Origin of the sequence: Limnothrix sp. PR1529, from assembly GCF_002742025.1 — a bacterium.
In the GTDB taxonomy this organism is placed as follows: domain Bacteria; phylum Cyanobacteriota; class Cyanobacteriia; order CACIAM-69d; family CACIAM-69d; genus CACIAM-69d.
On sequence record NZ_LIRO01000015.1, the window covers coordinates 17,567 to 29,253 of the forward strand.

Annotated in this window: 12 protein-coding genes and 1 tRNA gene; 6 read left to right on the forward strand and 7 right to left on the reverse strand. The window is 53.7% G+C overall.

The window, feature by feature from the left end; all coding sequences use genetic code 11:
• Positions 1-97 precede the first annotated feature (97 nt).
• Both AMR42_RS03350 and AMR42_RS03355 read right to left on the reverse strand, forming a co-directional pair.
• Positions 98-2,572, reverse strand: coding sequence for a helix-turn-helix domain-containing protein (locus tag AMR42_RS03350; protein ID WP_143472914.1), 2,475 nt, complete (start codon positions 2,570-2,572; stop codon positions 98-100).
• 90 nt (positions 2,573-2,662) lie between these two features.
• Positions 2,663-2,929: a hypothetical protein gene (locus tag AMR42_RS03355; protein ID WP_143472915.1), complete on the reverse strand. Its 267-nt coding sequence runs from the start codon at positions 2,927-2,929 to the stop codon at positions 2,663-2,665.
• A 263-nt stretch (positions 2,930-3,192) separates the two neighbouring features.
• Between AMR42_RS03355 and AMR42_RS03360 the strand changes: the two genes are divergently transcribed.
• Complete coding sequence (locus AMR42_RS03360; protein ID WP_099532085.1) at positions 3,193-3,624, forward strand: GFA family protein; 432 nt, start codon at positions 3,193-3,195, stop codon at positions 3,622-3,624.
• A gap of 226 nt (positions 3,625-3,850) precedes the next feature.
• Here the strand turns inward: AMR42_RS03360 and AMR42_RS03370 are convergent, their stop codons facing one another.
• Entirely contained in the window at positions 3,851-4,750 is a 900-nt protein-coding gene (locus tag AMR42_RS03370; RefSeq protein ID WP_099532065.1) for a metal-dependent hydrolase, read from the reverse strand.
• A gap of 305 nt (positions 4,751-5,055) precedes the next feature.
• Here AMR42_RS03370 and AMR42_RS03375 point away from each other — a divergent pair, with 305 nt between their 5' ends.
• Positions 5,056-6,000, forward strand: a complete 945-nt coding sequence (locus AMR42_RS03375; RefSeq protein ID WP_099532066.1) for a glycosyltransferase family 2 protein — start codon at positions 5,056-5,058, stop codon at positions 5,998-6,000.
• Positions 6,001-6,079: 79 nt separating this feature from the next.
• Here AMR42_RS03375 and AMR42_RS03380 read toward each other — a convergent pair whose 3' ends face one another.
• Positions 6,080-6,688 (reverse strand): pentapeptide repeat-containing protein, encoded by a 609-nt coding sequence (locus AMR42_RS03380; protein ID WP_199858075.1) that lies wholly within the window; start codon positions 6,686-6,688, stop codon positions 6,080-6,082.
• 218 nt (positions 6,689-6,906) lie between these two features.
• Here AMR42_RS03380 and AMR42_RS03385 point away from each other — a divergent pair.
• Positions 6,907-6,980, forward strand: a tRNA-Val gene (locus tag AMR42_RS03385).
• A gap of 61 nt (positions 6,981-7,041) precedes the next feature.
• On the opposite strand, the gene aroQ is transcribed toward AMR42_RS03385, so the two are convergent.
• Together aroQ and AMR42_RS20800 are read right to left on the reverse strand one after the other, a co-directional pair.
• A complete protein-coding gene (aroQ, locus tag AMR42_RS03390) occupies positions 7,042-7,488 on the reverse strand; it encodes a type II 3-dehydroquinate dehydratase (protein ID WP_368670715.1) in 447 nt (148 codons plus the stop codon).
• 241 nt (positions 7,489-7,729) lie between these two features.
• A complete protein-coding gene (locus AMR42_RS20800) occupies positions 7,730-7,870 on the reverse strand; it encodes a hypothetical protein (RefSeq protein WP_190355392.1) in 141 nt (46 codons plus the stop codon).
• Positions 7,871-8,193: 323 nt separating this feature from the next.
• On the opposite strand from AMR42_RS20800, the gene AMR42_RS03395 reads away from it, so the two are divergent.
• From AMR42_RS03395 to hisS, 3 genes are all read left to right on the forward strand, one after another.
• Complete coding sequence (locus AMR42_RS03395; RefSeq protein ID WP_099532067.1) at positions 8,194-8,868, forward strand: MotA/TolQ/ExbB proton channel family protein; 675 nt, start codon at positions 8,194-8,196, stop codon at positions 8,866-8,868.
• 261 nt (positions 8,869-9,129) lie between these two features.
• Positions 9,130-9,390, forward strand: a complete 261-nt coding sequence (locus AMR42_RS03400) for a hypothetical protein (RefSeq protein WP_190527437.1) — start codon at positions 9,130-9,132, stop codon at positions 9,388-9,390.
• A gap of 119 nt (positions 9,391-9,509) precedes the next feature.
• Positions 9,510-10,781 carry a histidine--tRNA ligase gene (gene hisS / locus AMR42_RS03405; protein WP_099532069.1) on the forward strand — a complete coding sequence of 424 codons (1,272 nt, stop codon included), beginning with the start codon at positions 9,510-9,512 and terminating at the stop codon, positions 10,779-10,781.
• 73 nt (positions 10,782-10,854) lie between these two features.
• Here hisS and larB read toward each other — a convergent pair whose 3' ends face one another.
• Positions 10,855-11,655 (reverse strand): nickel pincer cofactor biosynthesis protein LarB, encoded by an 801-nt coding sequence (larB, locus tag AMR42_RS03410; protein ID WP_099532088.1) that lies wholly within the window; start codon positions 11,653-11,655, stop codon positions 10,855-10,857.
• Positions 11,656-11,687: the final 32 nt, after the last annotated feature.

The window sequence follows — 11,687 nt, forward strand, 5'->3', positions numbered from 1 at the left end:
CAATTGTGCCAAAAATAGATGAGACGAGAGTAATCTACTCCCGTCTCATTCGGCTAGGTTTCGACTGATCAGCCAATGGTCATAACCGCGCTCATCATCACCAAATCATATCCAGGCCATGAACGGGATTGATCATCGCGCGTTGCACCTGTTCAATCCGGCGTGTTGCTCCCATTTTGGTGAGCCAGTTGATCGCTTCTTGGAAATGTTGATTGCTCTGGGTTTGGTTGAAGAGTGACTGATGAGTTTTACCCAAGTAGTAGTGAATCAGGGGAGCGTAGACTTTCATCTGCCCATCCGTCACCACTTCAAGGCATTTTGAGAAAATCACCAGTGCCTCCGCAAAATCTGAGCTGTAGTAAGCCAAAACACCCTGTGATTTCAGTGCAAGAAAATTCAATGTTGCATTCTTGAAAATCGACTCGGTAGCAGACTGAAGATCCATCACTTCCTGCAAAGCCTGATCCTGATGCCCGACGCAACAATAGAAATGGCAAGCTAGAACGGATAAAAGAGAAGAATCATGAAAATCAGCGAAGGATTTGTAAACCTCCTTTTGATTTTGCAGTTTCTCTGAAAGCAAGTCAATTTCGTTCACAGAGATTTTTTTTGAATTGCTCTCGATAATTTCAAACAATTCAATAATGACTGAGATACTGACTATATTGAGAACAGGAAACTCAATACCCAGATATTCCAACCGGCGCAATGGCGAATTCATGCTGACCTCGAAGTCACTGTCTTGAAGCAGGCTCTCGTCTTGCAAATCCCGGATAATCTGCCTGCAATCTGAATAGCAGCCTCCAGTTAATCGCAACCACAACAGAGAAGAAGACATCAGCAGTTTGACTTCTAGATCAGAACTCAATGAATCTCTGGTTTTTGAGACGCAGTCCTCAGCAGCAGCCAAATTGCCCATTTCGATGTAGGCAATAGACATCCAAGCCCAGCAGTCCCCTCGATAGTCAGGAATATTCAGTGTGCCACTTCCTGACAAAAGAGATTGATACTGGTCCAAGACTGCTTGCAGAATTTCAACTGCTTTTTCATACTCTCCTTGATAGTAGAGAGCAACACCCTTTGATCCCATACAAAGAATGGAAGAAGCTGGTGAGAGGTGACCTTCAAGCTGCTTTAAACAGTTGAGTAGATAGTCGGATTGACAACTGCCGTTGAGGTATTGATTAAGTCCACTCTGCCCAACATTAGGCACCGCACTGTAAATAAACGATGCGGCCTCTTCAAACTTATCAATGGCAACGAAGTGGTAAAATGCTTCTGCAAATGCCAGGACTTTCTGATCACCCTCAAAGTCAGTGTAGTGTGTCTGCCAGTAGTTGGCTGCTTGGGTGTGGGCTTGCTGCCAATCTTCGCTAGATTTCAGACGCTCACGTGCAGCTTGCGCAATCACCTGGTGCAACGAATAGCCTTGATCACGAAACTCTAGCAGCGATCGATTTCGCAAGCTTGTAATCAACCGTTGGTGTTCCTCGATCGGCACATCCCACAACAAACATTCCACACCTGCCAACGTCACTGCGGGAATTTCCTCATAGCGATAGCAACCCATCCGAGCAAGCAAACGAGCAGCGACCGGCTCCAAATGTTGCAATTCACTCTCAATCAAATGCTTCAGCTCAGGGTGCTTCAGCAAATCTGCTCCCGAACGAGACATATACTCATGCAAGTTGTTGTTAGCATCTTCGCAAGTTGCACCGGCAATGATTTCCATAGCTTTAGCATTCCCACCATAGGAATAACGAAGTTTTGACAATGTAGGCGAGTGAATCACGATGCCGCGATTCTCAAAAAAGGTGTGCCATGCCGATAACGGCAAACCATCCAGCACATGAGTGAAGGCTGCGATCGAAGGTTCGCAAACTCGTACGCGACTTGTCACCAACGTCAGAGATTTCAGCGTGGGATCGCCCAAAGTTCGCAGCAATTCCACATAATCTCGACAATCTTCAATCAATCGTCCCTGCTCATCCAGAGCCGTTTCCAAGTTGTCAATCCAAATCCCGATCGGCGTGGTTTGTAATTGACGCTTCAGACGCAGCAGAGAAACTCCCAGATTGTGACCAGTCTGTTGTTGCAGATCAAACATCAGCCAATCATCCACAAACCCAGAAACCGGCGCTAAGTATCGCGCTTCCCGAGCCACGGGTAACTCAAGTACTTTTTGAGGGAAGTGTGTGCTGAGGAAGTTGCTAGCTAGGGTGCTCTTGCCCACGCCACCACCGGCTTGAATCACAATCAGGCGGTGCTGTTGGCTCAAACGTTCCAATTCAGCAATATCCGCTTCCCGACCCAAAAAGCTAGGATTGAAGACTGCTGTTTCACAATCATCTTCAGCCCCAAAATCAGCAATTTCTTGGAGGTCAAGACCTAGGCGATCGCAAATTTCTTGGAAATATGATCGATCAACCGGCCGACCTCGAAAGAAGTTGGAAATTGTGTCCCGTGAAAATCCCAGATCTAAAGCAAGTGCTGATTGGCTTAAACCATTACGCTTCAGGGCGACTTTGGCGCGATCGCGATAACGATCAGCAACTCGCAACGATCTACTCATGGGACACTCATCAACCGCTTCAGCCCAATTATACAAGCCATCAATTGAGACTCTCAGTAGTGAGTTAATTGCTTGATATTGAGTCGAAAGTTAAGCAGTGCGCACCACCAACTGATTGCCGTTGTCGTAGCCCACAACCTCCAGGCGATCGCCCTCATGCAGGTTCAACCCCTCCCCATTGGCGATCGACCAATAGGATGCTTGGAACCAAACCCGCCAGCCCCCAGTCACCGGGCTGCGATATTTGACGATCGCCGTCCCGATCGCCGCCGCTGCTGGTTGCCGATCGCCATAGCGCCGCACTTGCTGGCTCGCTTGCACACCCGTTGAAGACAGCCACAACAGTCCCATCGACATGACCTTGACCTCCCAAAACACTTTGGACAACGGTGCTTAACCCGATGAATTTAGTTTGGGCGACGACTGTTGGAGTTACGGATGGTGCTGCGTGGGGGACTGTCGGACTTGTTGTCGGACTTTTGTTGTAGTTGTGAGCGATCGCCGTTGCGACATTTTGGCAGTGCCCCTTGAAGATTATCGTACTAAAATCAGATAGTGGTTTCCATAACCGCCCGTCTTTGCAGCCGTTCTTGAAATCTCTGATGGAGGAGGCGCGATCGATGAAAGGTCACTGTCTGTGTGGGGCGATCGCCATTGAAGTTCCCGACAAAACCACCGTGGATGCTTGTCATTGTGGGATGTGTCGTCGATGGAGTGGTGGCCCAGCGTTGGGAATTGCTTGCGGTTCCAATGTGCAAATCGAAGGAAGCGAGAAACTGAAGGTTTACCGATCGTCCGACTGGGCTGAGCGAGCATTTTGCGGTGAATGTGGCACGCATTTGTTTTATCGGCTGGTTCCAACTCAGGACTATTTTGTGCCAGCGGGATTATTTGCCGATGACCAGCCTTTTGAATTCACGGAGCAAATTTTCGTTGATCGCAAGCCCCATTACTATGACTTTGCGAACCAAACGGTGAACCTGACGGAGGCGGAAGTGTTTGCCAAGTTTGCCGCGATCGCCCCTGACTCTTCCGAAGGGGAACCCGCATAGTTCCGAATTAATTTTCTGAGTTGAAATGTCCCATGATCTTGAGTTTTCAACTCGATCGGGGCATTGCAATGTTGACGATGAATCATGAAAAACACTGGCAGGGCGATCGATCATTTTTGATCAGCTTGCCAGTGTTTTTGGTGGACTGGTTGTTCATGAATTGCCCAAAAAGCCCATCAACGTTAATTGTTGGGTTGTTGATTGTTGGGCTGCAAAAATGCGGTTCCTAAATTTGTTCGGGAACCCCAATTTTCATCACCTTCATGGGCGTGGTGATGCGTCTGGCTTTCAGGGCTGCGGCGAACTGTTCCGGTGTGCCCGGCAGCGAAAATAAGCCGTAATGCATGGGCACCACTAATTTGGGGCGCACCAATTCCACCGCTTCAGCGGCGCGATCGGGGCCCATGGTGAATTTGCCGCCAATGCAGGTCAACATCAAATCCACGGGGCCAAATTTTGGAATGAGGGCCATGTCGCCAAACAGGTCTGTATCGCCCGTGTGGTAGAGGGTGGGGCCGTTTTTCACCTTGATCCAAAAGCCGCCCGGGTTACCTGCATAAAAGGGTTGGGGGCTGCCATCTGTGCTGACGGTGGAACTATGAACCGCTGGCACGAATGCCACTTCCACTTCCCCATCCAGCAAGGAAATTTGACCGCCAAAGTTGCCCAGGGCCGGAAATTGCAATTGCTCTTTGGGGTAGCCCAACACGGAAACCAGAGCATTGGCCAAGTCAAAGGTGGCCACCAATTGGGCCCCGGTTTTTTGGCCGATCGCCACTGCATCTCCCACGTGATCGTTGTGGCCGTGGGTGACAAGCACCAAATCAGCCCGATCGAGCTGGTTCAGGATGGCTTTTCCCTCGGGGTTGGCCGGATTTTGCAACCAGGGATCGAGCCAAAGCACTTTGCCCGAAGGGGTGGTGAGCTTGAAGGCCGATTGGCCATACCAAACCAGTTCCGTGCCGCCGGGGGTTGCGGCCTGGCTGGGCTGGGTGGTTCCCCAACTAACGATGCCCCCGATCGCGGCCAGGCCAATGACCAACGCGGCCAAGAATCCCCATTTCAGATGGCCCAAGGGGGGCCAGTAGGGTCGCCAACGGGGCGATCGCGCCGCCAAATTACGCATTATTGATCAACCTCTCAATCTCTGAATTTCTGCAACCAAGGTTCTACGAAGGCTTGACGAAGGCTCGACGGTCGAGTTTTCTCGAAGTTTCGCGATCGAATCACCGCCCCATCACCCCCTCATCACCGCTCCAAACGGCATGAGGCGATCGATCCTCTGCGGCGATAATGACCACCCCATTTAGAATTCCCTGGGGTAGATCAGGCCAATGGTAAAGTAGACGGCGTTTGGTGTGCGGGTGCTAACTGCATTCCCGCTCCCTTAATTTCCCGTCACTTTCCTGTTTTTTGAGGCGATTATTTCGCATGAGTAGCAATCCCCCAAGCATCGCTAACCATCCCGCTCTGGTGGATCAAAATGAGCCAGGCGATCGCTCTGGGGAAATAGCCTATCCTGCTTTTTCTTTGGTGTTGCCGATTTTTAATGAAGAATTGGGCGTTGCTCCCACCATCGAACATCTGCAAGCCACCCTCAGTGCTTATCCGGGTGTCTATGAAATCATTGCCGTGAATGATGGTTCCAGCGATCGAACCGGTGAAATTTTGCATCAACTACCCGGTATTCGGGTCATTGATCACAACATTAATCGGGGTTATGGTGCGGCCTTAAAAACCGGAATTCGTCACGCCAAGTATTCTTTGATTGTAATTACCGATGCGGATGGAACCTATCCCAACGAACGGATTCCGGCCTTGGTGAATTTAATTCAACTGGCGGAAGCGGACATGGTTGTGGGGTCGCGGACTGGGGAGAATGTGCAATATTCCAATTTGCGGAAAATTCCTAAGTGGTTTCTCGTTCGCTTTGCGGAGTGGATTACCAAAACCAAGATTCCTGACTTGAATAGTGGTTTGCGGATTTTTCGGAAGGAAATTGCCGATCGGTTTTTGAATATTTTGCCCAATACCTTTAGCTTCACCACCACCATTACGGTGGCCATGCTCACCAATGGCTATACGGTGCATTACGAGCCGATCGACTATCACCCGCGCCAAGGCCGCAGCAAAATTAAACCGATTCGGGACACTTTGCGATTTGTGCAAATTATTCTGCGAACGGGGCTATATTTTGCGCCGATGCGAATTTTGATGCCCGTTTCAGCGGCCTTTGCGATCGGGTTTTGCGTTTCGTTGGCGCAAGATATTTTTGTGCGCAATGACTTGACGGAAGCCACCCTAATTTTGCTGTTGGCTGCCACCCAAACGGCCATTTTGGCCTTGCTGGCAGACATGATTGATAAACGGCTTTGAGGGCTGTTTTGTGGATTTTGCGTGGGCTTTGCGTGGGAATTGCAAATCAGCGCGAATCAACCGATCGCCCCATAGCCCCTTAAAACTTATTGGGTTCGGGCTTGGGGGCTTCGCAGGGTTGCCGCACCAACGTGCCATTGGGCAGGGTTGCGCCACATAACTCGGCTCCGTCGCTCCGAATATTCACCAGGTGAGCATCCCTGAGGTTGGCATTGGCCAAGCTGGCTCCCCGCAAGTCCGCGAACATCAAATTGGAGCGAGCAAAGTTCACTCGATCGAGCTGGGCTGCACTGAAATTGGTGGCCCGTAAATTGGCCCGTTCTAAATTGGCTCCTCGAAAATCTGCCCTGGTGCAGTCGGCTGCGCCTAAGTTGGCCTCTGCCAAGTTTGCCCGCTGGAGATTGACGTTTCGCAGGTTGGCTCCGTAGAGGTTGGCCGATCGCAGATCCGCATCTTGCAGGTTCAAACTGGTGAGGTCTCGATAGCGCAAATCGCAGCCTCGGCAATGGTTGAAAGCCCGCAGTTGCGCCAGCGGATCCAAATTGGGACGGGCGGCAGAAACCTGGGCCGCAGGGGCCAACGGCAACCCGATCGCCAGGCCAATCCCCAAAGCCATGCCCCCGATCGCCCCTAAACGGGCCAGTCGATCAAGATTGCGCAAAGACTGGTGAGCGGTAATTTTGGCCACGAATCCGAATCCTCAGGGGAAATTGCCAACCATGACAGGCTGGGGGTGCAATGTCCGGCAGCAACGGTTGGGAAAGCGCCTCTATCCTAACCAGGCTCGGGGGCGACTGACAGCCGCTGAAGGCCGCTCGATCGCCCCCCAACGCACCGCCCGCGAAAAAACCTTGGTCAAAGCTTTGCGTTTTTTCAAGAGATCATGGTATGGTGATAACCCGTTGCGGACGTATAGCTCAGTTGGTTAGAGCACCACGTTGACATCGTGGGGGTCACTGGTTCGAGTCCAGTTACGTCCATTAAGGTTCCGCGAATTCTTCCACAACACTTAGCAAAAGAATCTGGCAAAAAGTAGCCGGATCACTTGCTTGATCGCAACTGGGTGACCAACGCCCGCAGCCCCAACCGGTAGCTTTCGGGGCCGAAGCCGGAAATTTGCCCGATCGCCACGGGAGCAATGTAGGAATGGTGGCGGAAGCTTTCCCGTTTGTGGATATTGCTGAGATGTACTTCCACGGTGGGAATGGCCACCCCGGCGATCGCGTCGCGGATGGCCACGCTGGTGTGGGTGTAGCCACCGGGATTAATCACCAAACCGTCAAATTGCCCCAGAGCCTCATGGATCCAGTCAATTAACGTTCCCTCGTGATTGGACTGGCGACAATCGATCGCCACTTGCAGCTCCGCCGCATCCTGTTCCAAACGTTCGTTAATGGCCGCCAGGGTCAGAGTTCCATAGACTCCCGGTTCCCGTTGCCCCAGCAAATTCAGATTGGGGCCATGCAAAATCAAGATTTTCACGCGGATTTCGGCGCTCTTTCGCGGTCTAATTCAATGGACTGAGTGGCCCATTCTCGCAAAATTTCAGCCCCAGTTTTTCTGAGGCTTTTCTGAGGGTCGCGCCAACCTCAGAGCTAACCCCATTTCTCAAAACCCCTTTCTAAAGCACAAGCAAGAGGATAGTCCCCTTGCTTGGCGAATCGTCGGTTTAAATCGGTTGTTGAAAGATACGAACGCTTGACGCTAACTTCCCAGGACAAATATCCAATTAGCGGCGGCGATAGGCGCGATCATCCACAGGCACGGGAATCGGTTCCGCCTCCGGCTGGGCCTGTGGGCCAAGCAGCGCTTCGATCACCTTCTGTGCCCACTGTTTCAGCTTTTCTATCACCTGTTCGATATAGTCCATTAATCGAAGGCTCCTTGACGGCGGTTCGATCGACTGTTGAGGGATCGCTCAGAGTCGCATGTCTTTAGATTAACCCAATCCTCCGTTGAGATGGTGCAAATTTGGTTGCAGTTTGCCCGTTGATTTTGCGTTGAATCCCGATCGAAAGGCGGGGTGGCCGCTCTGGGGCGTTAGGTATGGATCCGTTAAATTTGCTAAATTTGCGAAGTTAAGTGTAAAGCCGAGCGCAATGTTGTGCCCTTGGCGCGGGGCTGACCGATGCTTTGGCTCTCCTGCGCTCTGGCCAGGGAACGAGCGATCGCGCAACGAGCAAGGACGAAACCGTGAGTGTAAGTGATCTGTTTACCAAGGGCGGCCCGGCCATGTGGCCGTTGTTAACACTGTCGGTGCTGTCAGTGGGGACGGTCTTTGAGCGCTGTTGGTTTTGGGGGCGCATTTTGCTGCGGGAACGGGAGGTGGCCGATCGAATCCTGGAGTCGGCCCGCAATGACTGGAGCAGCGCCGGCCCGATCGCCAGCAAGGCCCGCGACCAACCGATCGGGCGGTTTTTGGCGGCTCCCCTGAAGCTAGAAGACCCAGACCCGGAACTCTTTCGCCTGGCCCTGGAGTCGGCCGCCGAAGAAGAACTCAGCGCCATGCGCAAGGGCGACAAACTGCTAGAGGCGGTGATTGCTCTTTCGCCCCTGTTGGGCCTGTTGGGCACGGTGTTGGGGCTGATTGGCTCTTTGGGATCAATCCGAATTGGGCAGTTGGGAACCGATGCCACGGCAGGGGTCACCCTGGGCATTGGGGAAGCGCTGATCAGCACGGCGACGGGGCTGGTGGTGGCGATCGGGTCGTTGGCGTTTTATCGCCTCTTTCAAGGGCTAGTGTTTACCCAAGCCAAGCTGTTTCGGCGGGCGGGCAACGATTTAGAGTTGCTCTATCGACAATTGTGGGCCCAGCGGCGCGATCGCCCCGTGTCCAATGGGGAAACAGAGCCAACCCCGGAATCCTAGGACATTTGATCTATTGCGATTGATTCTGTGTTGATCTACAGCGATCTGCATTGACCAGTACAGGTTGGTACAGATCGATCCTGATCCATTCCATATCGATACTGATCACATCTATATCGATACCAATTGAATCCATATCGGCATTGACCGCAAGCAATCACGGCGATTCGTCACAGCCGATCGACCCTTTTTATTTCGACATTATTTCGACCCTCGTTATCACCGACCGTAGCGATTATGGCGCTGTTAAATTCTGATTCCATGCGGCAAGCGTTAACCTGCGATCGCCTGCCTCTGGCGGTTTACCGTGAACTAGCGGCCCACCTGAACTTGGTTGCTGGGGTGCAGGCGGTCTTGTTGCCCCAAACCTCCCAGGAGTTTGATTATTTGCAAAGTCAGGTGGGAGGCGTGGCGATCGAACTGGATCCGGTGCTGGGCGATCGGGCCCGGCAACAGGTGGAAGCGATTTTGGATCACTATGCCGATCGGTTTGGCCCCTGGCGATCGCTCCCCACGACCTAAGCAGTTGCGGGGATTAATCAACAGAATTTGCAGGATCTCGGGGCCCCAACCGCTCTAGGATATTGAACGCTTCACCACCATTTCAATTCGATTCTTTCACCTCGACTCGATCGCCTGCCATGACTGCCATTCAAGCCCTACGCGGAACCAAAGATATTTTGCCGACCGAAATCGGCTATTGGCAGCACGTGGAAGCCACCGCCCGCCAAGTGCTGGGCCGCGCCGCATTTCGGGAAATTCGTACCCCCATCTTTGAGCAAACGGAGTTGTTTGCCCGGGGCATTGGGGAAGCAACGGATGTGGTGGGTAAGGAAATGTATACCTTCACCGATCGGGGCGATCGCTCCTTGACCCTGCGGCCGGAAGGCACGGCGGGTGCAGTGCGGGCCTTTGTGGAGCACAAGCTGTTTGCGGCTGGCGGCCCCCAACGGTTGTGGTATTGCGGCCCCATGTTCCGGTACGAGCGACCCCAGGCGGGCCGGCAACGGCAGTTTCACCAAATTGGCGCGGAACTGTTGGGTAGTGGGGATGCGCGGGCGGATGTGGAAGCGATCACGGTGGCCGTGGAGCTGCTGAATCACTTGGGGTTGAAATCGTTGCGGATGTTGCTGAATTCCGTGGGCGATCGGGTCGATCGCACCACCTATCGGGCCCAACTGGTGGACTACCTCACGCCCTATTTCGCGGACTTGGATCCGGATTCCCAAGATCGCCTCAGCCGCAATCCCCTGCGGATTTTGGATAGCAAAGTGGCCACAACCCAGGAAATTTGCCAGGAAGCCCCCAGCATTTTAGATGCCCTCTCGCCCGAGTCGGCCGCGCGGTTTGCCAAGGTGCAACAGGCCCTGACGGATTTGGGCATTGCTTACCAAGTGGATTCACGACTGGTGCGAGGGTTGGACTACTACAGCCACACGGCCTTTGAAATCCAGTCCGATGACTTGGGCGCACAGGCCACCGTTTGCGGAGGTGGTCGCTACGATGGCTTGGTGAGCGAGCTGGGCGGCCCGGAAACGCCGGCCGTGGGCTGGGCGATCGGGATGGAGCGGTTGATTTTGTTGTTGCAACAATTGCAACCCTTGACGGGCGATCGGGTGGATTTTTACGTGGTTTCCCGGGGCGAACAGGCCGAACAACAGGCCTTGAAAGTGGCCCAAGTTTTGCGGCAGGGGGGCTTTGCGGTGGAAATGGACTTGAGCGCCAGTGCCTTTGGTAAGCAATTCAAACGGGCCGATCGCGCCGGGGCTGCCGCTTGCGTCATTTTGGGTGATGCGGAGGCCGAAAACGGCACGGTGCAGCTCAAATGGCTGGCTTCTGGGCATCAGGAGGCGATCGCCCAAGTGGACTTAGCGGCCAAGGCTGAACAGTTTCGTCAGCAGATTTCTCAGTAAATTCCCCGATAAATCTGCAAAAGCACTACAAAGGAGCCAAATCAGCGCTTATTAGCACTCAATTCTGAGCTGCTCATTTTTGATCTTCAGAGGCGCGATCGGGAATGGGAATGCGGGCCGCCGTGCGCAGGATTTGGCCCGCCAGGATCGCCGCTCCGAAGCCGTTGTCAATGTTCACCACCCCCACGCCCGCCGCGCAGGAGTTGAGCATGGTCAGCAGCGGGGCCAATCCGTTGAAGTTGGCCCCATAGCCCACGCTGGTGGGCACGGCCACCACCGGCACATCCACCAACCCCGCCACCACGCTGGGCAAGGCCCCTTCCATCCCCGCCACCACAATCAACACGTCAGCCTGGGCCAGGCGATCGCGGTGGGCAAACAGCCGATGAATGCCCGCAATTCCCACATCCCAGAGCCGATCGACCCGAAATCCCATTAACTCAGCGGTCACCGCCGCCTCTTCCGCCACGGGTAAATCAGCCGTTCCCGCCGACACCAGGGCGATCGTGCCGGGTCGAAGCTGGCGACGCAGGGCGGCCGGCGACTGCCAAGCACAAATCCGCGCCAAGGCGTGGTAGTACAAATCCGGCACGATCGCGGCAATTTGGTCATAGGCCGCGCGATCGACCCGCGTTGCCAAAATCACGGGCGCGCCCCGATCGCGCATCGCCAACATAATCGCCGCGATCTGTTCCGGGGTTTTGTTTTGGCCCCAAATCGCCTCCGGAAACCCCGTGCGCCGTTCCCGTTGCCAATCCACCTTGGCAAACCCTTCCACCGCAAAAAAACCCTGATCTTGCAGGTTGGCCATGGCCTGTTCAGGGGCCACCCGCCCCGCCGCGACCGCCTCCAGCAACCGTTTTAGATCCTCCATCGGTGCGCCCTGCTCCATCCTTGCCTTCACTT

Bases quoted from the DNA above. Each gene is read 5' to 3' on its own strand.
- AMR42_RS03350 (WP_143472914.1), bottom strand. From the start codon at position 2,572: ATGAGTAGATCGTTGCGAGTTGCTGATCGTTATCGCGATCGCGCCAAA.
- AMR42_RS03355 (WP_143472915.1), bottom strand. From the start codon at position 2,929: ATGTCGATGGGACTGTTGTGGCTGTCTTCAACGGGTGTGCAAGCGAGC.
- AMR42_RS03360 (WP_099532085.1), top strand. From the start codon at position 3,193: ATGAAAGGTCACTGTCTGTGTGGGGCGATCGCCATTGAAGTTCCCGAC.
- AMR42_RS03370 (WP_099532065.1), bottom strand. From the start codon at position 4,750: ATGCGTAATTTGGCGGCGCGATCGCCCCGTTGGCGACCCTACTGGCCC.
- AMR42_RS03375 (WP_099532066.1), top strand. From the start codon at position 5,056: ATGAGTAGCAATCCCCCAAGCATCGCTAACCATCCCGCTCTGGTGGAT.
- AMR42_RS20800 (WP_190355392.1), bottom strand. From the start codon at position 7,870: ATGGACTATATCGAACAGGTGATAGAAAAGCTGAAACAGTGGGCACAG.
- AMR42_RS03400 (WP_190527437.1), top strand. From the start codon at position 9,130: ATGCGGCAAGCGTTAACCTGCGATCGCCTGCCTCTGGCGGTTTACCGT.
- hisS (WP_099532069.1), top strand. From the start codon at position 9,510: ATGACTGCCATTCAAGCCCTACGCGGAACCAAAGATATTTTGCCGACC.
- larB (WP_099532088.1), bottom strand. From the start codon at position 11,655: ATGGAGGATCTAAAACGGTTGCTGGAGGCGGTCGCGGCGGGGCGGGTG.